This is a genomic window from Roseovarius marisflavi, assembly GCF_900142625.1.
GTDB lineage: Bacteria > Pseudomonadota > Alphaproteobacteria > Rhodobacterales > Rhodobacteraceae > Roseovarius > Roseovarius marisflavi.
The window spans coordinates 43,282-67,352 of sequence record NZ_FRBN01000012.1; the positions used below are offsets into that span (position 1 = coordinate 43,282).

Consider the following 24,071-nt stretch of genomic DNA (forward strand, 5'->3'; position numbering starts at 1 on the left):
TGTCAGGGACTATCAGAGGCTTTTGCGCGCTGAAAGGGCCGCAGATATGGTGCCATCGTCGAGATAGTCGAGTTCGCCGCCAATGGGAACGCCCTGCGCCAAAGAGGTCAGCGCAACACGCCCATCAAGCTGGTCTGCGATATAATGCGCTGTGGTCTGGCCGTCCACCGTTGCATTGAGGGCAAGGATGACTTCTGAGATGTTTTCCGCCAATACGCGATCCACAAGCTTGGGGATGCGCAGGGTTTCGGGGCCGACCTGATCCAGCGCCGAGAGGGTGCCGCCAAGCACGTGATAGCGCCCTTTAAAGGCCTGTCCGCGCTCCATCGCCCAGAGATCGGCGACATCCTCGACCACGCAGATCTGGCCGTTGGCGCGTTTTTCCGAGGCGCATATGTCGCAGGTTTCGGCGGTGCCGATATTGCCGCAGGTGATGCATTCGCGCGCGGTGGTGGCGACAGTCTGCATCAGGTCGGCAAGTGGCGCGAGCAACAGCGCGCGCTTGCGGATCATGTGCAGCACCGCGCGCCGGGCCGAGCGGGGACCAAGCCCCGGCAGCCGGGCCATCATGTCGATCAGGGAGTCGATGTCGCGGGTGCTGCTCACGTTATGCACGGCCTTTATGGTTGGGTGCGCTGGACATAGCTCAGAGCATTTTATTCAAGATATAGTCTATTATGCTGGGGAGAAAGGACAAGAAGGTCACAATCCCCGCCGCCGAGACCGACACCTGACCGCCGGGCGGCAGGGTGCGCACGGCGCTGATCATATCGCGGGCCTCGATCAGTTTGTCCAGATCGGGCAGGGGTTTGTCCGGGTGCGGGTGATCGGCGCGGCGCGGCTGGTTTGAGCGGTCGCGGATATGTGCCTCGATCAGCGGTTCAATCTGGTTCAGCGCCTCGACCTTGACGGACATGAGCCGGTTGGACAGCGGAATGACAGGCACCGCATAGGTGGCCGCCACCAGAAACAATGAAAACAGGGAAAAGAGGATGACAACCGGATCCCTGTCATAGCCCGCCAGCACCACCGACAGGATCGCAAGCGAGGCGACCACTGCTGTCACCATCACGATCTGGCTGTTGATCCGTAAAATTGCGGGCAGCGGGGAGCGCGAAAGGTTCAGGATGCGAAGATCCATCTGTGGCAAGGCCTGCAACAGGGCGTGCCAGAATCTGAGTACGGCAAAAATACCCATGCCGGTGATCACGCTGCCGCAAAAAACAAACCCGGCCAGCCAGAGCCGCAGGTCGGGGGTGTGCCAGGGGTCAAGCATCCAGGCGCCGCCGCCGATTACGGCCCCATAACACAGCCCGAAAGGCAGCATCCATTGGTTGCCGAGGATATCGTCCACCGCGCCCTGCGGATCAGTGGCGGTCGCGGGTAAATCCCGAAACATGTCGCCAAGGCCGGGCGCAATCCGGTGGCCGAACTGATACACAACGCCCGCGTTGATCGTCACCAGAATGATCAGGACAAAATCCGCAATGTCACTGCGTATCGTCCATTCGGTATAGCCATATAGCAGGGCCGGAAAGGCCGTGGCCGCGACCGCCGCCCGCCCATAGCTGCGCCACAGGCGTGGGGGGCGAGTGATATGTGCGGCCCTGTTCATTGCACCTTAGAAAGGTAACTTCATATCTTTGGGCAGGCCCATGCCTTCGGTGAGCTTGCTCATTTCTTCCTGGGCGCGCTCGGTGGCTTTGCTCTGGGCGTCCTTGATCGCGGCAAGAATCAGGTCTTCGACCACTTCCTTATCGTCCGAATTAAAGATCGACGGGTCGATATCGAGGCCCTTGAGCTCGCCCTTGGCGGTGCAGGTTGCCTTAACAAGGCCCGCACCGGATTCGCCAGTGACCATGAGATTGTGCATCTCTTCCTGAAGCGCAGCCATCTTTTGCTGCATTTCCTGAGCGGCCTTCATCATCTTGGCCATATCGCCCATCTGGCCCAGTCCCTTGAACATAGTGTGATCTCCTATCGAGGGCCCCGTTTGTACAGCAGGGGCCGAATGTCTGGTTTCCTGATTTTAAGCATATGTGGCCGGAAATGGCGACAGGCAAGCGTTCGATGGCCTTGCGGTAAACCGCTCAATCCTCTTCAAACGGGTCCCATTCGTCTTCGACCTCGGGCAGGGCCTCGGCCTCGGCGTGGCTGGCGATATCGGCGGCCGAGCGGATGGCGGTGATTTTCGATTTGGGAAAGGCGGCAAGCACGGCCTGCATCAACGGATGATCGGTTGCTTCGGCCTTGAGCGCATCCTGCGCGGCGTTGCGTGCCTCGATGATCGTGGGCGCGGTGCCGGAATTGACCAGGATGACGGCCCAGCGGTTGCCGGTCCAGCGTTGCAGGGCGTTGCCGAGATTTTGCGCCAGGTCGCCGGGGGCGTTCGGGGTGGGGGTGAACTCGATGCGCCCAGGCTGATAGGCGGCAAGGCGCAGGTTGCTTTCGACCTCGACCAGAAGTTTGACGTCGCGATTGGCACGAATGAGATCGACGACATGCTCAAACGTCGGGAAATGCGCAAGGGCGCTTTCGACCTGCGGGGCAAGCGCCGTGGTCTGGCCCGCGCTGCCCATGGGGCCAGAGCTTTGCTGTGTCGGCGCGTGATAGGCCTGCGGCGTGGCGCCGCCACCGGTGCCTGGGGCAGTGCCACCACCACCACCGCCATTCGGGCCGGGGGCCGGGGGCGGCGGGCTGTCTTGCAGGCGGCGAATAAGGTCTTCGGGCGTTGGAAGATCGGCCACATGAGTCAGGCGGATCACCGCCATCTCGGCGGCCATCATCGAATTGGGTGCTTCGGCCACCTCATCCAGCGCCTTGAGCAGCATTTGCCACATCCGCGTCAGCACCCGCATCGGCAGGGCCTCGGCCATGGTCTGACCGCGGGCGCGCTCATCGGGGCCGATGGTGGGGTCCTGGGCGGCCTCGGGGGTGATCTTGACCACCGAAATCCAATGGGTGATCTCGGCCAGATCACGCAGAACCGCCAGCGGATCGGCGCCCTCGGCATATTGCGCCGAGAGCTCGGAGAGCGCGCTTGCGGCGTCGCCCTTCATGATCATGTCAAACAGGTCAAGCACCCGGCCACGATCGGCAAGCCCGAGCATGGCTCGCACCTGATCTGCGGTGGTTTCCCCGGCGCCGTGCGAAATCGCCTGATCCAGCAGGGATGTCGCATCGCGCGCCGAGCCTTCGGCGGCGCGGGTGATCAGCGCAAGCGCGTCGTCGGTGATCTCGGAGGCCTCGGAGGTGGCGATCCGGCGCAGAAGGGCGATCATCACCTCGGGCTCGATCCGGCGCAGATCGAACCGCTGACAGCGCGACAGAACCGTCACCGGCACCTTACGGATCTCGGTGGTGGCGAAGATGAATTTCACATGCGCGGGCGGCTCTTCGAGGGTTTTCAGCAAGGCGTTGAACGCATTGACCGACAGCATGTGAACTTCGTCGATGATGTAGATCTTGTAGCGCGCCGAGGCCGCGCGATAGTTCACCGAATCGATGATCTCACGGATATCGCCGACGCCAGTGCGGCTGGCGGCATCCATTTCCATCACGTCGACATGGCGGCCTTCCATGATGGCGGCGCAGTGTTCGCAGGTGCCGCAAGGCTCGGTCGTGGGGCCACTTTCACCATCGGCGCCGATACAGTTCATGCCCTTGGCGATGATCCGCGCGGTGGTAGTTTTGCCGGTGCCGCGAATGCCGGTCATGATAAAGGCCTGCGCGATGCGGTCGGCCATAAACGCATTTTTCAGGGTGCGCACCATCGCATCCTGACCCACGAGATCGGCAAAGGTCTCGGGCCGGTATTTACGGGCGAGAACCTGATAGCCTTTTTCGGGGGTGTCGGTCATGCGTGTGCCCTTTGGATTCGTATCAAGCGCCAACCTAAAGCGGGGCGCGGGGGGCGTCTACCTTGCATTTCCCGTGACATCGGGCAAAGCTTTGTGCGGTGTGTAACGGAGGGTGTCATGCGGTTAAAGGGTATCGGGCGAAGCCGGAATGTCGAGGACAGGCGGCGCGTGGGCGGGCGCGGCGGCAAGGCTGGACTTGGCGGTGTTGGCCTGTTGGTGGTGCTGGCAATCGGATATTTCGCGGGCATAGATGTGACGCCGTTGTTGCAGGGCACGCAGGGAGGCGCCACGCAATCAAGCGCGCCGCGTCAGCTGAGCGCCGGAGAAGAGCGCGCAGCAGAGTTTTCATCGCGGGTTCTTGCCACCACCGAGGCCGTCTGGGGCAAGGTGTTCCCCGAGCAGTTGGGCCGCGAGTATCGCCCGCCGGTGATGGTGCTTTATTCCGGTGTGACCCAAAGCCCCTGTGGCGGGGCATCCGGCGCGACGGGCCCGTTTTATTGCCCGGCGGATCGCAAGGCCTATCTCGATACTGAGTTTTTCGACACGCTGGCGCGTCAGCTTGGCGCCAAGGGCGATTTCGCGGCGGCCTATGTGATCGCTCACGAAGTGGCGCATCACGTCCAGAACGAGCTTGGCATCCTGCCCGAGGTCAACCGCCGCCGTCAGGCCGTGGGCCAGGCGGAGGCCAATGCGCTGACCGTGCGGCTTGAGCTTCAGGCGGATTGCCTTGCGGGGGTCTGGGCGCGGGCGGTGGACGGGCTGCTGGAGCCCGGCGACCTCAAGGAGGCGCTGAATGCGGCGCGGATGATCGGCGATGATCACCTGCAAAAGCGCGCCGGTCAGGTGCCCCAGCCGCATACCTTTACCCATGGCACCTCGGCGCAGCGAGCAAAGTGGTTTCAGCGCGGCTATGACAGCGGCGATCTTGCGCGCTGTGACACGTTTGGCGCGGCGCGATTGTGAGCGGTTTCGTGATCCACGCTTTGCCAGTGGCGGGCGGGATTCTCGCGCTGGCGCCATTGCCCGGTGGGGCGGGCAGTTATGACGCGGACCTTGCGCATCTGCATGACTGGCGCCCGGCGCTGGTGATTTCGATGACGACGCTGGCGGAAATGACCGCGAGCGGGGCGGCGGACCTGGGCGCAGATTTGCAAGAGAACGGCACCCGCTGGGCGCATGTTCCGGTCGAGGATTATGGCGTGCCAAACCCCGAGGTTACGGACATATGGGAGGCGGCGGCGCAGGCGGCGCTTTTGGCGCTGCAGGGCGGTGGCCGGGTCCTGATCCATTGTCGCGGTGGCTGCGGGCGCTCGGGCATGGCGGCGCTTCGGTTGATGATCGAGGCCGGCGAAGACCCCGATGCAGCCCTCAAGCGCCTGCGCGCGGTGCATCCCTGCGCGGTCGAGACGGACGAGCAGATGCTCTGGGCGCGGCAGGAATAGGCGAGGGCGAGCGTGGGTTTCACCCACCCTACACGTTGAGGCGAGCCCCGTGTTTCAAGGTGCCGCCACACGCAGAGCACCAAAGCCACGCATCTTGTCGAGCGGCCTTTGGGGTCGCAGAGGTTCAGATGACTGAGCGTGGTGTAATGCCCGGCTCCCTCAAGCAGGCGCATGCGCACCTTGCCGGGCAGGCGGGCCGCGAGGGCCTGTGCCATGGCAAGCGGCACCCACCGATCAGCTGTGCCCTGCCAGATAGCGTTGCGCTGGACTCAAAGGGAGCCTGGGCGGCCACTGGAGCCGCGCAACGGGCCCGCTGCCGCATAGGCGCGTCAAGGAGCGCAAGCGCTCTCCAGGAGTCTCTCAACGGCTCTGGCGGGCATGGGGGCACATCGGCCTGTTCGCGAGGCAAGTCGGCGAAGCTCGGAAGGTGATGCCCCCGTAAGAGAAGTGAATGATCATGTTTCGAAACGCACGCCCAGCCGATGCAGAACGCTGCTTTGAAATTGAAATATCAGCTTACGAAGGCGATGAAGCGGCGACGAAGGCCAAGATATTGAAACGGATCGAGACCTACCCCGAGGAGTTCCTTATCCTTGAAGTGGACAGCGAGATTGTCGGCTTTATCAATTGCGGATGCGCCCATGAGGTCGAGATGTCGGACGAAGACTTCAAGGAACTGATCGGCCAAGACCCTAATGCGCCGAATGTTGTTATCATGTCCGTCGTCGTGGATCCCGTGCAGCAGGGCAAAAGGCATTCAAGGGCGCTGATGGACGAGTTCGTGGGGCGAATGCGACAGATGGGCAAGGCGACGATCCATCTGATGTGCAAAGAGCATCATGTGCCGCTCTATGAGAAGTTCGGGTATCAATACTTGAGACCGTCAGCCTCCGACCATGGCGGAATGACCTGGCACGAAATGAGTATGCAACTTTGAAGCACGATGTGTCGTGCTTGGTAAAGCGGACACTCTGTCAACGGCGGAGTAAAAACCGGCCACGTGGCGGCGCAAAACCAGGCCAGTGGCGGGGTGCCAAGCGCCATGGCGCGTGCGCTCCCCAGATAGCTGGCGCGTGCCATGGCGCATTGGCCCGGAGGGCCAATTCTGTAGCGTGTGATCAGGTGGCGGCTTGGGCCTTTCGGGCGCGGCTTTGGCCGAGGCGATAGCTGTCGCCGTTCATCTCGAGAATGTTAACGTGGTGTGTCAGCCTGTCGAGGAGAGCGCCGGTCAGGCGTTCGGTGCCGAAGGTTTCGGTCCATTCGTCGAAGGGCAGATTGCTGGTGATCATTGTGGACCACCTTGCGCACCGTGTTCCGTGAAACCCGCAGTTCACGGCAGATCTGCTTGATCGACTTGCCTTGGATAAAATACGCCCGTCTGATCTTCGCAATCGTCTCCACGACCAACACCCCCAACTCGCTCCCTCAATCCTTTGAGAAAGCTTTTGAACAGAATTATCAGGGGGGTCACTCTTGGACGCCGATTACCCCAATACAGGGGTCAATTTTGCATGCTGTTCCACACACATTGTGGTCGGTATTGCCAACAAAGGCGAAACTGGCCTCGGCTCCCATTGGGCTAACCCCGCGAGAAAAGGTCTTGTTCGCCATATAGTTTTTCATAATGTCGACGAGGGCCTTATTCGCGGTCTTTTCCCGCCCGGCAAATTCATCGAAGGCCACGACATCCCAATGGATAGGCGGTTACGAGATGGATTACTGAAGGCCGCGGATTTCATCATTGGCATGTTTAAGCCGGGACGCGATATTCCCGACCATGTTGCACAGCAGTTTGATCAGAATGTTCGGATGCGTCTCGGCGGCCTTAAGCATGCCCTCTACTGGGAAAACATAGCACATTGTCGATTGCGCCGCTATAACGTCGGCCGTTCTGCGGCCACCTTCAACCAATGCAAGTTCGCCAAAAGATGCCCCCGGCCCCAGTGACGCAAGCCGCTTGTTCCTACCCTCACCCATATTGATCACGACATCTGCAAGGCCATTCGCGATAATGTAGAAGGAGGCGGCATCGTCGCCTTCCGATACAATCTTTTCACCTTCGCCGTAGCTGTAAATTCTTACCAGATTTTCCAGAACCCCGTATTCCAAATCGCTAAGGCCGCGCAGCAAGTCTAGTTTCGACATTTCATATTTTGCCGTGTCGAACTCTTCGAAATGGCCTTCTAGAACCTTATTTTCGGCAGCCTCAAGTGCGTCGTCAAGGTCGGGGAACAAAAGCAAGTTGGCAAGGTCGCGTTGCTTTTCTTTTATGCATGCACTGAACGGCAGCTCTGGCCGCATCCCCGATAGGCGTATTCTGCGCCCCTGCTTTAGAAAATCATCAAAAGCGGCCATCAAAAGGTGGGCTGCCGCATCGTCTATGTTGTGAACACGCGAGAAATCCACAATGATATCGCTAAGTTCCGAAGCCCCTTCGGTCAGCCTGCGGATGACCATCTCTGCCGACGCAAAATACAACGTACCCTGCAGTTCGTTCGCCATCACCTTAGAACCATGCGCTGTTAGGAAGGCTCTCTCGCTCAGCGACCGGATACGTTTGGAACAGATTTCACCCAATGGGTAGGACCGTCGGATCACAGTGCTAGAGTGCGCTTTTTCGCCGAAAACATGCAGGCCGAACCGGCGCGAAAGTTCCTGACAAACGGCGACGCCGCGCACGCTGTTCCCATGCTCGTCAAGCCGCGGTGACCAGACTGAGATACCCGCCTGCCCCGGGATCACGGCGATAATGCCGCCCGCTACCCCGCTTTTTGCGGGAATGCCCACTTCAAAAGCCCACTGGCCGGCGTAATCATACATGCCGCAGGTGTTCATCAGGGTCAGAATGCTTTGCACGTAATTGGGCTCAATCACCTGGACCCCAGTCTTTGGATTGACACCTAAATTGGCTAGGGTTGCCCCCATCATCGCCATATCCTGGCAGGTCACATCAATTGAGCATTGTTGGAAGTAAAGCTTCAACACCTCTTCGGGATCGTTGTCGATCATACCAGTATTGAGCATCATGTAGGCGATTGCACGGTTGCGATGCCCTGTGGCGATTTTAGAACGGTACACGCTTTCGTTCAATGTCAGCGACCGCCCGGCCAGATTGCTGAACAATGAAAGCATGTCATCCTGACTGGCTGGACCGAGAAGCAAATTCGCAACCGAGATCGCGCCCGCATTGACCATTGGATTAAAAGGTCGGTTCTTTTCCTCGTCGAGAATGATCGCGTTAAACGCTTCGCCTGTCGGCTCAACACCGACACGTTTCAGAACAGCCTCTGGCCCGCGCAGCTTCAGCGCCTGCCCATAGGTGAACGGCTTGGACATCGACTGAATTGTGAATTCGGTATCACATTCACCGGATGTGTAGATTGTCCCGTCCGCCATCGTAATACAGATACCCAGCGCTTCGGGGTCGGCCTTGCCGAGCTCTGGAATATATGTGGCGACCTCACCTTGGGCGTTTTGCAACATGCGGTGTAGCAAGTCGTCGAGGTAGCTTTGAATGGGGGAAGGAACGTGGCCATCTAGAAAGTTATGGCGCCAGTTGCTGCGCGAGTCTTCATGCATCTTATCTATTCCATACCTTCCGACAAAAAGATACTGACCGATTTGCTTTGTCCACAGCTTGCCCCTGCCACAGGTCAACGTCGCTGCCATAAATGGCGATGCATGATGCACTCGCATAAGTTTTAATCGCAAGGACGGCAAATTGGGCGCCAAATGCAGGGTGTCAGAATTGTCTTGAACCACCTTCTTGAGCGACAGCGCTTTCGATCCGAAAGCAACGGACATGCCCATCAGCCACAACCGTGGCCCCTTTTGGTTTACTGGTGAAACAGGTGATTTCACCGATGACGCCTTCGTGCGCGATCACCCCGACGGTGTGACCATTTACAAGTGTTCCTAGAAGCCATTTGCCTCTAACGACGGCAATGTCGGCTTCGATGCGTGTGTTCTCTCTGGAGTTTTAGAAACCAAACCGTACGATCTTAATGTGAAGACGTCATCCAAACTGACTTTTTTGCTTCTGTCTTGTGTAGATGCTCCAGATAGAGTTCCAGCGCGGCGTGCATGTGCTTGGTGCCTGACATTGAACGAGATTGATACTCGTCGAGGCATCCAGGCAGGTCGGCGTCGATGTTTATGCAGACAGGCCGATAAGTTCTATCATAGGTCACAGGCATGGTGAGGTGTTTCCTTTCAGGTTGGCATTTTGATGCAATAAGCATCTGATATAGACATACTTATATCGAAATCTCTCGCGTGCCTCCGCCTCTCGTAGAGTAAGTGCTGAGAGTAGAAAATTTCACCGGTGACATTTTTTGGCCTGCAGCGACCGGGTGTCGTTTTGGTTTCCAAATGCTGGCGATGCGGGTTGGTCCATGTAATAAAGCCTCATGATCAAATTTCGCGACTTGCCTGACGACCATCCTGATCTTGCATATTCGCCGTTACTTCGCGCAGCGGTGCTGACGCTGCGATATGCTGAGGACAATGGCGGTATAGGTCTAACGCAAGCCAAAGCGTTCAAGCGAACGTTCGTGAAATGGGCTGCTGAACACTTCGACTGGCCGGGCATGAGCAGCGAAGAGTTGTTCCGATATAACAAGGTCCTAAACGAGTACGACTTCCCGCCCTTAGAGTTGCTACATTTCTTACTGCTCGAACTAAAACTGGGCAGGCATTACAAGGGAGAGTTTCGTGCGACCAAACTTGGAAAGACTTTGGCGCAGCAGGAAGGGCGACTGTTCGACACGGTAATCCCATTCTATGTGCTCAATATCGACCACAGCAGCTATGGCCGGTTTGACGAGAAACCCATGGGTAACTGGGATGTTTGGTTGAACGTCCTGAACGTCGAGATGGATTCAGGCGCTACAGACCATGACTTGTATCAAGTGTTTTATGGCAATGATGCAAGTTGGCGAGAAAGGGCGGCATTTGCATCATGTGTTCTGCTGCCATTGGAATGGTCAGGATTGGTATTCAGGAAAGACACCAATCGCGATGGACAGAATGAACGGCATTACTTCAAGTCACCGCTTTGGAGATCGGTGCTGAAATTGGACACGAATGAAGCCTTGAAAGGCGCAAGGCCACATTGATCACAAAGGTCGCCAGATCCTCAGCCATACATTGTGAATATCCCTGATCTAACGTCCTCTCAAAAGCACTTGGCGTAACCTGATCGATAGAATTTGGACGAGCAATCAATTGTCCGCGTCAGACCATCATTCTTCCATGCCACTTCTGGGCAAAGATACGTCTTGATCGCCTTGGTCTTTGGTAATTATTCCTGAATCCTAAATTCATCATCCACCAAGTTTTGGAACCTTGATAGGGTCTTTTGGGGGAACAATGACCAAAGAATGTGTATGGGGCATCTTCAGGAAACTGCCTCGGTTGAACTTGGTGCCGGATAGATCGATGAAGGACATGGCGACGGGATATTCCTTCCTTCGCTTTGGAAAGTGATTGTATGGAACGGTCTGGTTTAAAATGTGATGGTAGAAATTGGACTGTTATCCACGGACAGTCTCTAGAACCTAGCTTGGGTCATAGTGTTGGTATTGGTTGGTGCCATTTCGGGACTACCAGCCGGGCGTGATAGCGCCCGTTGCGATTCACCATGTTTCTAACCCTGCCCGCCATAACGCCACCGATTGTAACCAAAGTTGTAACCTTCAAACGGGCAAACGCCCTGTATTGCAAGGGTTTTATTTGGTTTCAGAGGCTTAGAGGTAAGTGGGTGAGAGGCTGGACAACGACCCAAGCGGGGCTCGTTACGGCTGCTTCCTTCCGGACCTGACCGGGTTGGCGAGGTGCCTGCCCGCGCCAACCTCTCACCCGGTTACATAAGGATCAGATCGGGGATTCGCAAGAGACTGCGTGATCCCTCTGCTGGCTTTGTTGCGGACCAAGCCATAGACCAAGCCGTGCAAAGCCATGCTTGGTATCGCCAAGATCCTCGGCGCGCAGCGTGGCAAGCTCGCCGGGATGGGCGCGCAGGCCCGGCCCGGTGTCAAACAGGACCCGCGTGTCGGGCATGTCGGCAAACCGCCAGACGGGACGTGCCTCTGGCATGATCCTGGTCTTTGTGGCGATGAAATCGGCCAGAACGTCGCGCACCGGGCGCAAAAAGGTATGGATTAGCCCGGTTTCGGCCAGGTTGCGAAACGGACCTCCGCCATAGGCGCGATAGCTGTTGGTGGCGACGACAAATTGCGCGCTGCCAGAGACCGGCTTGCCCTCATGGCAGAGGTCGCGAATGCGGTGGGCCTTTGGGGCGACAAGCGTGCCGGCAAGGTCATAGCGCGCGGGCTGCGACAGGTCGATGGCATAGCTCAACCCGTCAATCACGTCAAAGTCGTGGCCCGGTACGGTCGTGTCCAAAAGCATCTGATCGGTTGTGCCCGGTGTGATCTGGCGAAAGCAGATCGCGGCGCGTTCAAGCCAGTCGCGCAAGTCAGCACCGCTCACAAGCACCCCGCAAAGGGTGTTCGGAAAGGGATAAAGGTCGGTAATATTGCGCAGACGAAGCGCGCCGGCCGGCATGTCGGTGTAATAGGCCGGGCCGCCGCGCCCGCCGGTCTTGAACGGGGCCGTGGCCGACAGAACCGGCAGGCCCTCATAGTCGGTTCCCAGAAGGGCTTTGGTCAGGCCGGTGCGCTGCGCTGCGTTGACAAGTTGGGTGGCGGGATCGCTGCGCACAAGCGCAAGATAGCTGTGAAGTGGGGCGGATGTCCGGCCAATCTCGCGCTCTGTCAGGGTAAGCGTATGGGCATGCGCCGATTCAAGTACGCGGCAGAACGCCGGCTCTGGCGGGATACCGGCGGCGGCGCGCACTTCGCCTTGATGGCTTGTGACCGTCCACTTGCCGTCGGCGCCCTGCGCCAGGGTCAGGTCAAGCACTCCAAGATGCGAGCCGCGAAAGCCCGGTTTGATGAAGGGCATGCCGTTCAGACGGTCATGGTGGCCCGGTTCATCGGGGGCTTTGGAGGGGTCAGGATAGATCCGGTGGCTATGCCCGCCGATCAGCGCGTCGATCCCCGGAACGCGGGCAAGGGCTTGGGCCGCATTCTCCATCATCGGGCGGTCAGGACCCTCGCCAATCCCGGTATGGGCCAGGGCAATCACCAGGTCTGCCCCGGCGGCGCGGATCACCGGCACCCAGGCGCGGGCGGCCTCAACCATGTCGCGACAGGTCAGGCGACCGGCGAGATGCGCGTGATCCCATGTCATGATCTGCGGCGGCACAAGCCCCAGAACGCCAATCCGCACTGTCCTGATCTCGCCGTCCGTGTCGCGCAAGTCGCGGCTCAGCATATGCCAGGGGCGGTACAGGGTTTCATCGGCGTCAGGGCGCGGCCCCCGGTGCAGAACGGCATTGGCACAGACCACGGGAAAGCCCGCTTCTGGCAAAGTCTTTTGCAGCCAGTCCAGCCCGAAGTTGAACTCGTGATTGCCAAGCGATGCAGCGTCATACCCAAGCTGGTTCATCGCCAAAAGTACCGGGTGCGGGCCCTGCCAGCCCTGACCGGGCTGCGGGGTGAGGTCGCTGATCGGGGTGCCCTGGAGGAAATCACCATTGTCAAACAGAACACAGGCCCCGTCATCCACCTCTGCGCGCGCCCGCGCGATCAGCGTGGCCAGCCGCGCAAGGCCATAGGGACGGTCGGGGGTGTTGGTAAAATAATCAAACGGAAGGATATGCCCGTGCACATCCGTCGTTGCCAAAACCCTAAGCGCGACGGCGGACGTAGCGTTCGGGCTTGCCTGTTGGTCTTGTTTATCCGATGTCGTCTGGGTCAAATGTACAATGCCCTCGGTCGGGGTGTGGACCACCATGCATGACAGGCAGCTTTTCCATTGCGTTCGGCAAGGTCTCGGGAAAAGCTGCCTGTCCAGTCAAGGTTGTCATAGCTGCAGGTTGGGCGCAATACACTATAGGTTGCATAATGTTTCGCTGTGGCAGTTTTCTTTCCCCAGCCCTTGTGCCGGGCCCGCAAGCGTTGTGTAGATGGCGGAACAGATTTTGAGGCGTGGCGATGCAACAGGCGGAAACGGTGACATTCGGGGGATCTGGGCTTGACCGGGCTGACGATCTGCGGGGCGACGAGGCGGCGATTGCAATCGCGCGGGCCGAGGGGCGCGCAAGTGCCGTGGTGCTGTGGCGGGGCAAGCCGCTGGTGGCGGCCGAGGCGCTGGACCGGCTGATCCGGGTGCCGGTCGACCATCCGGTTCTGGCGCGCTACAAGGTGCCGCCGATCCTGCTTGGACGCGAGGAAAACGGCGATCTGGTCTTTGCCCATGACATATCCGCCTGGGTGCCGCCGGGGCTTGAACCGGATCAGCTTGACAGTTTTCTCGATGCCTCCGAGCAGTGCCACCCGGATTTACCCGAGGGCGCGGTCTTTGCCGAATTGCGCCGGGTGATGACCCACCTTGACGCGCGCGACGCCGAATTGGCAGCGACCGCCAAGGCGGTGTTCGCCTGGCATATGAGCCATCGGTTCTGCGCGCGCTGCGGCAGTGAGAGCCGGATGATCCAGGCCGGTTGGCAACGCGCCTGCGATAGCTGCGGGGGCCAGCATTTTCCGCGCACCGATCCGGTCGTGATCATGCTGATCACGCGCGGCAACAAGGTGCTGATGGGGCGTTCGCATCCCTGGCCCGAGGGGATGTATTCGCTGCTTGCGGGCTTTATCGAGCCGGGCGAAACCATCGAGGCCGCTGTGCGCCGCGAGGTCTGGGAAGAGGCGGGCGTCAAGGTTGGGCAGGTCAGCTATCTTGCCAGTCAGCCCTGGCCGTTTCCGGCCTCGTTGATGTTTGGCTGTCGCGGTGAGGCGCTTGGCGAAGAGATCACCATCGACCCCAAGGAAATCGAGGATGCCATCTGGTGTAGCCGCGAAGAGATCATGCAGGCTTTTGCCGGTGAGCATCCCTTCATGTTGCCGGCCCGAAAAGGCGCAATTGCGCATTTTCTTTTGCAAAACTGGCTTGCCGATAGCCTGGATTGACGAAACAATACGGCGCGCAACCAGCAGAATATAAAGGGCAGAACCGATGCAGTTCAGCACCAAGGAAGACATTGAGGCGCCGATCGAGACGGTTTTTGCGGAAATCACCGATTTTCAAGCCTTCGAACGCTCTGCCCTGCGCCGCGGGGCAGAGGTGCGTCGGATTGATGACAAGGCCACGCCCGGAGTGGGCACGGCTTGGCATGTCGGGTTCATGATGCGTGGCAAACGCCGTGAAATCCAGATGCAGGTTAGCCAGTATGACCACCCCAACGGGATAACCCTGTCGTCGATGTCGCCTGCAATGGGGGGCGCCATGGTGATTGATCTTGTGGCGCTGTCGCGTGGCCGCACACGGATGTCCGTGGACCTAACGCTTGAGCCCAAGAACCTTGCCTCGCGGCTTTTGGTGCAATCGCTCAAGCTGGCGCGCGGCAATCTGACCAAGCGTTTCAAGCTGCGCGCGGCGGAGTACGCCATAGATGTGGAAGACCGCTATAAGCGAAGCGTCTGAGAGGCGCGCACACCCGGGTGCCGTCACGCCGAACAAGTATGGCGATCTCTTGACCGCATTCAGGTTCAGCTTTGGCGCAGGTTTCCCGCAGGCCGTGCGCATCACTTGAGTGACGCGCATCCTTGCCTGACGTCGCGGGCCTGCTCTGCCGCGACAAACCCGCTGGCCAACCGCTTTAGAAATCAGGGACCTTTAGGACTCTGTCTTCCAGGGACCGACCATGTCCGGCGATAAATGAGTCAGCGTTGCGGCCGCCTTTGTACTTGGGGCCTTTGCCTTTGCCGCCGCTGGCGTGATCATCTCCATCACCATGATCATCCCCGTGGTCATCAGCATCGCCGTGGTCATCACCACCAGCGTGGTCATCACCATGATCATCTTCTCCGCTATGCGGGTCTTCGGGCTTGCCACGCTGACCGCCACTGCCGCCGGCGCCACGGCCCTTTCCAGACCCATGGGTGGTGTCCGCCCCATCGGTATGCTGGCCAAGCGCGGGCATGGCCAGCGCTATTGCACAGAAGCTGGTCAGCAAAAGACGCCGGTTCATCCACTTTGCAGACATTTCTGATCTCCTTTTTAACAAAAGCATCAGGGGCGGTGATTGCACCGCCCCTGAGCAAGCCCCGCATTAGAGCGTTTCAGGCACTGCATATTCGTGGATGAACTCAATCACGGCACGAGAGTCGTCTGCCGCCTGCGTATAGGCATCCAGAGATCCGGCTGCCGAGACATCAACCGATCCAAAAACAGCATCGTAGATATCGACGTCCACCTGATCAAAAGAGCCATCAGCCTGTTCCACAAGCACGGTGGCCGTCACACCCGAATAGGTATCGGACCGGTCGTATGAGAACGATGAGTAATCAATGTCCGAATAGGTAACATCATTACCTATGGTCGTTGTATTGATTCCAAGGAAGGCATCAATATAGGCAATCTCATCAGAGGTGAATACCCCGGTCTTGTCGGTCGCAGCGGCCAGGAATGCAGCCGATGCATCAAGATCAGCCTGAGTATACTTGCCATCGACGAGGAAGTCATAATCGGTGCCGGCCAGATCATCTGGGGTGAGATCAGGAATGCTGCCTGTTGTCAGCAAAGATACGTAGATTGCCAGGTTTTCCAGCGGCGAGTCGATGGTCTTGTCTTCGCCATCCACTGTCAGCACAAGACGGCCCGAAGCGTCGGTTGATATAGCCGTGGCGCTGGACAGTATCGTGATAACTTCATCTGCCCGGTTATCAAGCACCGACGTCGGTGCGCGCCCAACGTTCAGGCGACCGAGTTCAACCTCGACTGTAAGAGTTTCATCAACCGGATGACCTTCTTCGTCGAGCTCAATCGGGTTGCCATCCGCATCCAGCGGCTGCACGTATCCGTCAGCGGTCAGGATGGGGACGCCGTTGGAATCACGGTCGATGATCCACAGATCGCCGAACAGATCCCCCTTCTTCGAGCCCGAGGTTGCCGGCTGGCCACCGCCAGCGCCATCCTTGCCTCCGGGCTCGCCGGCCCATTCCGGACGATCCGAATCGTCGTCGCCTTCATCGGCGGCATCTGCCGAGTGTCCTGAGTCCGCAGAGCCACCACGACCGGTTACCGGGTCATCCATACCGGTGATATCCTTGAATATCCCGCCAAGACCCTTGCCCTGACCGCCTTGCCCCATCTGGCCACCCTGACCATGACCGCCACCGGCACCTTTACCGCCCTGACCGCCTTGCATCTGCTTGCCTTGACCCGAACCCTGTTCGGCAAAGGCCATACCAGAGCCCATGGGCGTGGCCGCCAAGGCGACGATGGCGCACCCGGCAGCCAGCGTATATTTCAGCGAGCGCTTGAAGTGAAAAAATTGTGTCATGGATCTCTCCCGTTTGCGGTTTCCTCAAAAGACAGGAGACGAGAACTGCTCAAATCTCTGCCTTTGGGTGATCAGATCACAAAAAACATATTCACAAATTGATATGGATTAATTTGAGCAAAAAAAACTTCCGGCAAAACCTGCCGGAAGTCATGTTTTGGGGCCAGCGGGTCAGAACTTGCGTGTCAAGCCAACCCGGAACAGTTGTTCAGAGGTATCGAACTGATCAACACCGGCAACATAGTTGACGGAATGCGATTCGTAGTCGGTATGCGTGTAGTCGAATCGGACGTTGGTTTTCTTTCCGATTTCGAATTCAACGCCACCGCCAAGCCGGATGCCATTGAGATTGTCATTTTGATCAACCGAGACGCCGCCGAACTGGTACTCTGTATTAAACTTGGAGCGGACAACTCCGGCGCGGCCATAAAGCAGAACCGAGTCGTTGACCACATAACCCAGACGGAGTCCTGCGCCGATCGTGCCGAGCTTTTTCGCCGAATAGATACGCCCTTGCGGGCTGCGTTCAATATTCCAGTCTGCTGTGGACAGTTCAAATTCGGCTTCGCCACCGACATAGAAATTGTTGATCTGATGCCCGTATCCGGCCACCAGACCACCGGTAAAGCCCTGCCCTGCGCGGGTGGCGTCAAGAGTGAAGGCCACTCCGGATCCTGACACACGCGGCCCGACATTGTCGCTTTGCAACGATCCGTGCCCAAGCTGCACGCCGGCGTAAAGGCCAGAGAAATCGGTCGGCTCAATCTCTGGTGTCGCGCGGTTCGTGCCGCCGAGTGCATAGACAAGCCCGAGCCGGGCCACGCTTTCGACGTTCGCGAAATTGTCGTCGTCTCCGCCGCCAAGGGGCGATCCGATATCGTAGTCTTCATAGGCGCGAACCTGATATTCCATACGTGCCGAAACCCTGCGACCAAGCGGAACTTCGGTGCCAACGCCGAGCAGAAATCCGAGCTTTCGGTCACTTGTCGAAACAAGCGGATTTGTACCCTGTTGATAGGTGCTGTCAAATTCGGTCGAGACAAGCCCGAAGCGTCCGTAAATCAGGCTGTCATTTTTTGTGCGCACGCCGGTCAGAGCGCTCACACCAAAGGAATTGCCGCGTTTGGCCGAGAAATCCCGGTTGGCCAGATGAGTCCAGCCAGATTCGCCAAAGTCCACTTCGGCCTCGGCCCCAAGAACCAGGTTGCCGAAATCGGTCCGGTAACCGGCAAACACGCCGCCAGTCAGATCATGATCGCCAAAATCAGCGGTCAGATTGCCGCCACCGCCACGCGGACCGTCCACCTTGGTATGCAGGGCGCTATCGCTCACCTGCGCCCCGACATAGAACCCAGAGCCACTTGCCTTGGCCAGATCGACGCTTCCTGCGTCATAGCGCGGGTCAAGACTCATGCCAAAACTGAGGGTCAGGCGGTGTTCATCATATTCGACACCGGCGACATCCGATTGCCGTTGCAGAAAATCGTAATCCGTATCCAGATAAACGCGGGAATTCAGGTAACGGCGCAGCGAAATACCCGTCTCGGTCAGGATATCGGTGCGCGCCGCCCCCTGGTAATCGTTTTGCGTCAAGAAGAAATAGCCCGCAACCGACATGTTGGGGGCCACGCTGTGGCGCAGCCGTAGCCCTGCCGACGTCGAAACATAGCCCGACGCGCCGGCCAAAGTCGTTTCCTCGATGCTCCGCTCTACAATCCCGGTCAATTGGGTCTTCGCGCTAAGCGGCCAGGTCAGGTCGGCACCAAGATCAACCGTGGTCGTCGTGCCAAACCGCGGGTCATCATAATTCTGCGACATAACGCCGACAAGGACCTCGCCGCGCATCTCGCCCACAGTGCCCGTATACCCGACAGCCGCCTGAAAGCCATCCGAACTGCGTTGAAAGCCAAGGCCACCATTGTCGATTTTCTCGTCGTACTCGCGTTTGTCATAGATACCCTGAACGAAGACCTCGCCATTTGTGGTTTTGGCGACGCCCAACCGGCCGCCGATTTCGGTCTGAAGCCGATCTCGGTCGTCGTTGTCGACATTTACAAAAGTCACGCCGTCAAATGCCCGAACATCATCGTAATCGAGATCTCGCACGTTCACGCCCAGCCGGAAACTTTTGTCGTTGATCTTGCCGCCGATTCCGAAAAACCCACTGGCATCGTGCAACTCAGTCGGCTTTACGCCATCGACATCATCAGGCGAATTCCGGTTCTCGTGCTCCCAGGCAAAATCCAACCCACCAAAGGCAAAAACGCTGTCATTTATGCGATAGCGCGCCTGCGCACCTAAAAAATAGTCATTGAAATCTTCGCTGGAATAATCGGCGAACCGGCCGAATTCGGCGCTCGCGTCCAGATTCAACCTGAAATCCTGGCGTCTCAGCGCAAGGCTGATCCAGGGTTCGATGACGGTTATGAAATCTGAACGCCGATCATTGGCGGTCAGGAATACATTATCCGTGAACTGTTCGCTGACCGATACTCCGGCATCGAATTCCAGCGAATTGGCCCCCTGTGTTGAAAGAACCACCGAATCACCACCGTCGGCAACGGCTGCCTGAGAAAAGAGAAAAGTGGCTGCCCCGCAAAGAAATGAGCCGTATATCTTTGATTTCATTTTCAGTTTTTAACCTCGTTCGCTTTTTTTCTTGGTCCAAGCCAGCGTTTAACATCTCAATGAACATGTCAAATTGATCTGGGTTAAGTTGGTCACCATTCGCCAGCAGTGTGACAAATAGCTGACGTACCGGCAGGGCTATTTGCCACTGCCGTGCACTGCCGGACTCGCGCTTTCAGCACGACCGGTTGCGCGCGCGCAACGAACCGCCACGCAGCGATAGCACCGGATGAACCGGCGCCGGATGCACGCCGGGCCGACTGGCCGGCTCGCAAACCATCGGAACGTTCAATGCGACCCTGGCCTTGACCTCTGGCTAATGCCGCTTCCGCTCTCGCATCTCTGATCCCGGTCGCGCTGACTGTCAGCGCATTACAGAAGGTGAAGGTGAAGTGGTGGCCATGAAATTGGAACGCCTGCACTTCGCTAAGCCTGAATCTTGCTACAAGATCATCACCAGTCTTGCATCAATTGAGACCACAGCGGCCCTTCAGCCAGTTCTCAGTCTATTAAAGGTACTGGATCAAGAAAACCGACGCGTCGGGCATCAGTAGGGGGCAGCTGCGCAAACGATGGCTTCGTTCTCATACTCAGGCTAAGAATTGCGATCACATTTGTTCGATTCGAGATCCCGGCATTCTTACGCCGTGGTTTCCGGTACATAAGGGGCGCTTCAAAACACAGGCCAGGTCATGCGCCACTCAAACGCTTTGCTGGGCCTTCCTTCGTCAGTGCGCAACCCTATCCGCGGCGTAGCGCCTGGAATGCGGCCGAGGCCATCCAGCCGGCGGCGATGGCGATGGCGAGCGACAAGAAGCCGTACATCATCGGCTGTTCGCGCGACAGGGTAAAAAGCCAGCGTTCAAGGCCCACCTTGCGCACATCAATCGTGGTGTTCAACTCTGACACCACCCGACCTTCGCGAGTCAGGAAAATACGCGTCTTATAGGCGCCTTCGGTCAGGTTTGCCGGCAGGCTGATTGAGGTGCGGAACAGGGTTTGCTCATCAAGCGCCACAGCGCCTTCGCGCGTCTGATAGGCGTCCTTGTCGCGCCGGATACGGATCAGGGCATCGGTAAAGCGCTCGGCATCCTCGGCCATGGTGGCGGCCCCGACCGAACGGATCGCGCGCCCGATCGACACCCGGTGGCGCAGGTCTTCGGTGTTGCTTAGAACCATGTCCAGCGGGCCGGTGGTGGCCACCGCATAAAAGCTGGGTGCGGCGTCAAGCTCGACCTTCTCGGTGTTGACCCAGATGCCAAACCGTCGGTCCTTGCGCCGCACGGTCACCGGCACAGAGGGCCCGGCGACGGTGATGATCACGTCAAGCGGCGCCTCGGGAATAGCCGTTTCGCGTTTGACGGCGCCAAAGATCAGGATATCCGAGCCTTCAAACGTGGCCGTTATCGCAACCTTGTCGCTTGAAAGCCCAAGCACCACATCTTCTGCCTGCGCAGGCAGGGCCAAAAGGCAAAGGGCAAGGATATGGCGGAAGATGAGTTTCATCCATCCATGCCGAGCGAATAAAGTTCTGATGGCATCAAAAGCAGATCAAGCGCCAGTTTGAAGCAGACCGCGAGGACCATGATCGCCAGCAGGATGCGAAGCTGTTCAGCCTTCAGCTTGAGCCCGATGATCGTGCCGAACTGTGCGCCGATGACACCGCCAATCAACAGCAAGAGCGCCAGCGGGATATCCACGGTATAGTTCGTCGTTGCGTGCAGCATGGTCGAAAACGCCGTCACGAAGATGATCTGGAACAGCGATGTGCCAATCACCACCTTGGTCGGCATGCCAAGGATATAGATCATCGCGGGCACCATGATGAACCCGCCGCCGACACCCATGATAGCGGCCAGAATGCCGACGGCCAACCCGACGGCAAGCGGCGGAAGCACGCTGAGATACAGGCCCGACGTCCTAAACCGCATCTTGAAGGGCAGCGCATGCACCCAGTTGTGTTTCTTGCGTTTGGGGGCCTTGCCCTTGCGGGTATTGCGGATCGCGTTCACGCTTTCGACAAACATCATCGCGCCGATGACGCCCAGAAACAGGACATAGCAAAGCTTGACCAGAAGATCGACCTGACCGAGCGACTTGAGATAGTTGAAGATGAACACGCCCAGTCCAGCGCCAATCAGGCCGCCGATCAACAGGACCGTTCCCATCCTGAGATCGACGGTCCTACGCTTTAGATGCGCCAGCACAGCGGAAAAAGAAGAGGCGACAATCTGGTTCGTGCCGGTCGCGACAGCCACGGCCGGGGGGATGCCGATAAAGAACAAAAGCGGCGTGATCAGAAACCCTCCGCCAACCCCGAACATGCCCGACAGGATGCCCACAATGCCGCCCAGGCCCAAAAGCAGGAAAGCATTCACCGAAACCTCGGCTATGGGGAGGTAGATTTGCATGGCAATTCCTAGCCCCATGTCGCTTTGCATTGCAAGGGCGGCGGTATGTGCGGGGCACGCAGGTCTGATGTTTTTCTTAAACTGGACTTATTTATTGGGCATTTTAGGGCCAGACGGGTCAGGGAATGGATTTTTGCAGGATAAGCGCGTCAACCGGCCCGCTATCCCTGCGCGCGTAATACCCTTTGCGACGCGCGGTCTGACCATACCCAGCTTTGTCATAAAGCGCGCGCGCCTCGGCATTGTCCGCAGCGACCTCCAGAAAGGCGGTGCGCGCGCCACGTGCCTGCGCGCTCGCTTCAAAGGCGGCAAGACAGGCGCGGGCAAGACCCTTGCGGCGATGATCGGGATCGGTGGCCAGCGTCAAAAGCTCGGCCTCGTCCGCAATGGCGCGGCCAAGGGCAAAAGCACGCGCATCGCCCAGGGCGAAAACCAGCGGGCTCTGCAGCAGGTCGGCGATCTCTTGCGCGGACCAGCCGCGCGACGTGTCGGCAAAGGCGCGCGCGTGGGTCCGGGCCATGTCCTCAGGCGTCATCGGCAAGGATAACCGGCGGCAGATCGCGCGCGGGCGCGGCATCGGCGGGGCGGATATAGAGCGGCGCAGGCGCGGGGCCATCGGCGGATGAGGCCGCCGCCAGCCGCGCGATGGTCTGCGCCAAAAGCGCAGGCTTGGGCGGCAGGGCGGGGATAAGCCCGCTGTCTTCTGTCTCGGCGAGGGGCAAAAGGCGGGGGGCGCCGCCGGGCGCGCGAACATAGGCCTGATCGCGCGGCGCGGGCACCACCGCAAGGCAGGTCGGGCCGTTCAGGCGGTCAATCACGTCAAAGGAGCTGATGCCAATTGCCGGGATATCAAGAGCAAGCGCCAGACCGCGCGCGGCGGCGACGGAAATGCGGATGCCGGTGAAATTGCCGGGGCCAATGCCGACGCCAAGGCGGGCAAGATCGCCCCAGGCCACGCCAGCTTCGCCTAGTACCTCTTGCAAAAGCGGTATCAGGCGTTCGGCCTGACCGCGGCCCATCTCCTCGGAGCGACTGGCAAGAATGGTGTCGCCGGACAGCAAAGCGGCCGCGCAATGCGCGGCCGATGTGTCAAATCCCAGAACCAGCGTGTCAGACACCAACGGGGCGAACCTCGGTCACTTCGGGGATGTAGTGGCGCAACAGGTTCTCGATGCCCATTTTCAGGGTGATCGTCGAGGAGGGGCACCCGGCGCAAGCGCCCTGCATGTGCAGATAGACAACGCCGCGATCAAAGCCGTGGAACGTGATATCGCCGCCATCCTGCGCCACGGCGGGGCGCACGCGGGTATCCAGAAGCTCTTTGATCTGACCGACGATTTCGGAATCCTCGCCGCTATGCTCGGCATGGCCCGAAGCGGTTGTCGCATCGCCCGCCATCACCGACTGACCCGATTGGTAGTGCTCCATGATCGCGCCAAGGATGGCGGGTTTGATATGGTCCCACTCGGTGGCCTCGGTCTTGGTCACGGTTACGAAATCGTTGCCGAAGAACACGCCCGATACGCCCGCGACCTTGAAGATACGCTCGGCCAGCGGCGATTTCTCGGCCCCCTCAGGCGTCGGAAAATCGGCGGTTCCGGTTTCAAGCACCGTCTGACCGGGCAAAAACTTGAGCGTGGCGGGGTTGGGCGTAGATTCGGTCTGGATGAACATGGCGGCACCTTTCGTGTGTGACCTTGATATGAGTGTCGGGGCGCAATCTGTCAAGGTTTGGAACGGTTCTAAACTGTTGCCTCAGGTGATCGCTTCAAGCCGTTCCTTCGACAGATCGCCCGGCACGATGGTGATCGGAATGGGCAAAGACCCTGCGGTTTTGGTGAGCTGCGTCACCAGCGGGCCAGGGCCTTTTTTGCCGGTCGCCGCGCCAAGCACCAGAACGCCAACGTCCGGGTCGGCCTGAACCTGCGCGATGATTTCATCGGCCGGCTCGCCCTCGCGGATCACAAGTTCTGGGTCGACACCCTGCTTGTCGCGCATCCATTTGGCAAAGACCTGGAAATGCGCCTCGATGCGCTCGCGCTGTTCTTCGCGCATGATGTCACCGACGCCGATCCAATGGTTGAACTCCTCGGGCGGAATCACCGCCAGAATTTCAACGCCGGCCTGGGTATGGGCCGCGCGCATGGCGGCAAACCGCATGGCGTTCAGACATTCGCGGCTGTCATCCAGCACCACGAGAAACTTGCGCATCTTCAAATTCTCCCAATTGCGCATCATCATGACGCTAATTCTGCAACGGAGCAAGAAGCGTTTCACGCGCTCTATTTTGTGAGGTCGGCGGTCATTGTCTGACGGGGGGCGG

The 24,071-nt window shown here is 58.8% G+C and carries 22 protein-coding genes, 1 other RNA gene and 2 pseudogenes; 7 read left to right on the plus strand and 18 right to left on the minus strand.

Annotation, left to right across the window (positions count from 1 at the left end; all coding sequences use genetic code 11):
* Positions 1–12 precede the first annotated feature (12 nt).
* The 4 genes from recR to BUB78_RS11780 all read right to left on the minus strand — a co-directional run bounded on the left by recR (position 13) and on the right by BUB78_RS11780 (position 3,860).
* Entirely contained in the window at positions 13–606 is a 594-nt protein-coding gene (recR, locus tag BUB78_RS11765; RefSeq protein WP_073198293.1) for a recombination mediator RecR, read from the minus strand.
* Positions 607–646: 40 nt separating this feature from the next.
* Positions 647–1,615, minus strand: coding sequence for a hypothetical protein (locus BUB78_RS11770; protein ID WP_073198294.1), 969 nt, complete (start codon positions 1,613–1,615; stop codon positions 647–649).
* 6 nt (positions 1,616–1,621) lie between these two features.
* On the minus strand, positions 1,622–1,966 hold the full coding sequence (locus BUB78_RS11775) for a YbaB/EbfC family nucleoid-associated protein (protein ID WP_073198295.1): 345 nt from the start codon (positions 1,964–1,966) through the stop codon (positions 1,622–1,624).
* A 124-nt stretch (positions 1,967–2,090) separates the two neighbouring features.
* Complete coding sequence (locus BUB78_RS11780; RefSeq protein ID WP_073198356.1) at positions 2,091–3,860, minus strand: DNA polymerase III subunit gamma/tau; 1,770 nt, start codon at positions 3,858–3,860, stop codon at positions 2,091–2,093.
* Between the two features lie 117 nt (positions 3,861–3,977).
* On the opposite strand from BUB78_RS11780, the gene ypfJ reads away from it, so the two are divergent.
* From ypfJ to BUB78_RS11795, 3 genes are all read left to right on the plus strand, one after another.
* Positions 3,978–4,823, plus strand: a complete 846-nt coding sequence (ypfJ, locus tag BUB78_RS11785) for a KPN_02809 family neutral zinc metallopeptidase (RefSeq protein ID WP_073198296.1) — start codon at positions 3,978–3,980, stop codon at positions 4,821–4,823.
* A complete protein-coding gene (locus BUB78_RS11790) occupies positions 4,820–5,302 on the plus strand; it encodes a protein-tyrosine phosphatase family protein (protein ID WP_073198297.1) in 483 nt (160 codons plus the stop codon). The genes ypfJ and BUB78_RS11790 overlap by 4 nt, the downstream gene beginning before the upstream one ends.
* Before the next feature lie 451 nt (positions 5,303–5,753).
* Positions 5,754–6,239: a GNAT family N-acetyltransferase gene (locus BUB78_RS11795; protein ID WP_073198298.1), complete on the plus strand. Its 486-nt coding sequence runs from the start codon at positions 5,754–5,756 to the stop codon at positions 6,237–6,239.
* 181 nt (positions 6,240–6,420) lie between these two features.
* Here the strand turns inward: BUB78_RS11795 and BUB78_RS11800 are convergent.
* The 4 genes and pseudogenes from BUB78_RS11800 to glsA form a co-directional block, all read right to left on the minus strand.
* A pseudogene (locus tag BUB78_RS11800) lies at positions 6,421–6,597 on the minus strand (ATP-binding protein); the annotation flags it as partial.
* Positions 6,590–6,712 (minus strand): annotated as a pseudogene (locus BUB78_RS20365) (helix-turn-helix domain-containing protein); the annotation flags it as partial. The pseudogenes BUB78_RS11800 and BUB78_RS20365, both read right to left, overlap by 8 nt.
* A gap of 57 nt (positions 6,713–6,769) precedes the next feature.
* Positions 6,770–6,985 (minus strand): BREX system Lon protease-like protein BrxL, encoded by a 216-nt coding sequence (locus BUB78_RS11810; protein WP_245813455.1) that lies wholly within the window; start codon positions 6,983–6,985, stop codon positions 6,770–6,772.
* A gap of 33 nt (positions 6,986–7,018) precedes the next feature.
* On the minus strand, positions 7,019–9,163 hold the full coding sequence (gene glsA, locus BUB78_RS11815; RefSeq protein WP_139279325.1) for a glutaminase A: 2,145 nt from the start codon (positions 9,161–9,163) through the stop codon (positions 7,019–7,021).
* Positions 9,164–9,711: 548 nt separating this feature from the next.
* Between glsA and BUB78_RS11820 the strand changes: the two genes are divergently transcribed.
* Positions 9,712–10,419 (plus strand): hypothetical protein, encoded by a 708-nt coding sequence (locus BUB78_RS11820; RefSeq protein ID WP_073198300.1) that lies wholly within the window; start codon positions 9,712–9,714, stop codon positions 10,417–10,419.
* Between the two features lie 643 nt (positions 10,420–11,062).
* Here the strand turns inward: BUB78_RS11820 and ffs are convergent.
* Together ffs and BUB78_RS11830 are read right to left on the minus strand one after the other, a co-directional pair.
* An RNA gene (gene ffs, locus BUB78_RS11825) (signal recognition particle sRNA small type) lies at positions 11,063–11,159 on the minus strand.
* 17 nt (positions 11,160–11,176) lie between these two features.
* Positions 11,177–13,162 carry a bifunctional 2',3'-cyclic-nucleotide 2'-phosphodiesterase/3'-nucleotidase gene (locus BUB78_RS11830; protein ID WP_073198301.1) on the minus strand — a complete coding sequence of 662 codons (1,986 nt, stop codon included), beginning with the start codon at positions 13,160–13,162 and terminating at the stop codon, positions 11,177–11,179.
* A gap of 200 nt (positions 13,163–13,362) precedes the next feature.
* On the opposite strand from BUB78_RS11830, the gene nudC reads away from it, so the two are divergent.
* From nudC to BUB78_RS20370, 3 genes are all read left to right on the plus strand, one after another.
* The gene (gene nudC / locus BUB78_RS11835; RefSeq protein WP_073198302.1) at positions 13,363–14,334 is read left to right on the plus strand and encodes an NAD(+) diphosphatase; all 972 of its coding nucleotides are present in this window, start codon (positions 13,363–13,365) and stop codon (positions 14,332–14,334) included.
* 46 nt (positions 14,335–14,380) lie between these two features.
* Positions 14,381–14,848 (plus strand): SRPBCC family protein, encoded by a 468-nt coding sequence (locus BUB78_RS11840; protein WP_073198303.1) that lies wholly within the window; start codon positions 14,381–14,383, stop codon positions 14,846–14,848.
* A 292-nt stretch (positions 14,849–15,140) separates the two neighbouring features.
* Positions 15,141–15,416, plus strand: a complete 276-nt coding sequence (locus BUB78_RS20370) for a hypothetical protein (RefSeq protein WP_139279326.1) — start codon at positions 15,141–15,143, stop codon at positions 15,414–15,416.
* 60 nt (positions 15,417–15,476) lie between these two features.
* Here the strand turns inward: BUB78_RS20370 and BUB78_RS11850 are convergent, their stop codons facing one another.
* The 8 genes from BUB78_RS11850 to BUB78_RS11885 all read right to left on the minus strand — a co-directional run bounded on the left by BUB78_RS11850 (position 15,477) and on the right by BUB78_RS11885 (position 23,959).
* Positions 15,477–16,709 (minus strand): hypothetical protein, encoded by a 1,233-nt coding sequence (locus tag BUB78_RS11850; protein WP_073198305.1) that lies wholly within the window; start codon positions 16,707–16,709, stop codon positions 15,477–15,479.
* Positions 16,710–16,880: 171 nt separating this feature from the next.
* Positions 16,881–19,250: an outer membrane beta-barrel protein gene (locus BUB78_RS11855; protein ID WP_170865061.1), complete on the minus strand. Its 2,370-nt coding sequence runs from the start codon at positions 19,248–19,250 to the stop codon at positions 16,881–16,883.
* Between the two features lie 828 nt (positions 19,251–20,078).
* Positions 20,079–20,843, minus strand: coding sequence for a TIGR02186 family protein (locus tag BUB78_RS11860; protein ID WP_073198307.1), 765 nt, complete (start codon positions 20,841–20,843; stop codon positions 20,079–20,081).
* On the minus strand, positions 20,840–21,748 hold the full coding sequence (locus BUB78_RS11865; protein ID WP_073198308.1) for a sulfite exporter TauE/SafE family protein: 909 nt from the start codon (positions 21,746–21,748) through the stop codon (positions 20,840–20,842). Before BUB78_RS11865 ends, BUB78_RS11860 begins: the two co-directional genes overlap by 4 nt.
* Positions 21,749–21,866: 118 nt before the next feature.
* Complete coding sequence (locus BUB78_RS11870) at positions 21,867–22,268, minus strand: GNAT family N-acetyltransferase (RefSeq protein ID WP_245813456.1); 402 nt, start codon at positions 22,266–22,268, stop codon at positions 21,867–21,869.
* Positions 22,269–22,272: 4 nt separating this feature from the next.
* Positions 22,273–22,869 (minus strand): tRNA (adenosine(37)-N6)-threonylcarbamoyltransferase complex dimerization subunit type 1 TsaB, encoded by a 597-nt coding sequence (gene tsaB, locus BUB78_RS11875; RefSeq protein ID WP_073198310.1) that lies wholly within the window; start codon positions 22,867–22,869, stop codon positions 22,273–22,275.
* Complete coding sequence (locus BUB78_RS11880) at positions 22,859–23,422, minus strand: NifU family protein (protein ID WP_073198311.1); 564 nt, start codon at positions 23,420–23,422, stop codon at positions 22,859–22,861. The genes tsaB and BUB78_RS11880 overlap by 11 nt, the downstream gene beginning before the upstream one ends.
* An 81-nt stretch (positions 23,423–23,503) precedes the next feature.
* Positions 23,504–23,959 (minus strand): universal stress protein, encoded by a 456-nt coding sequence (locus BUB78_RS11885; RefSeq protein ID WP_073198358.1) that lies wholly within the window; start codon positions 23,957–23,959, stop codon positions 23,504–23,506.
* Positions 23,960–24,071 lie beyond the last annotated feature (112 nt).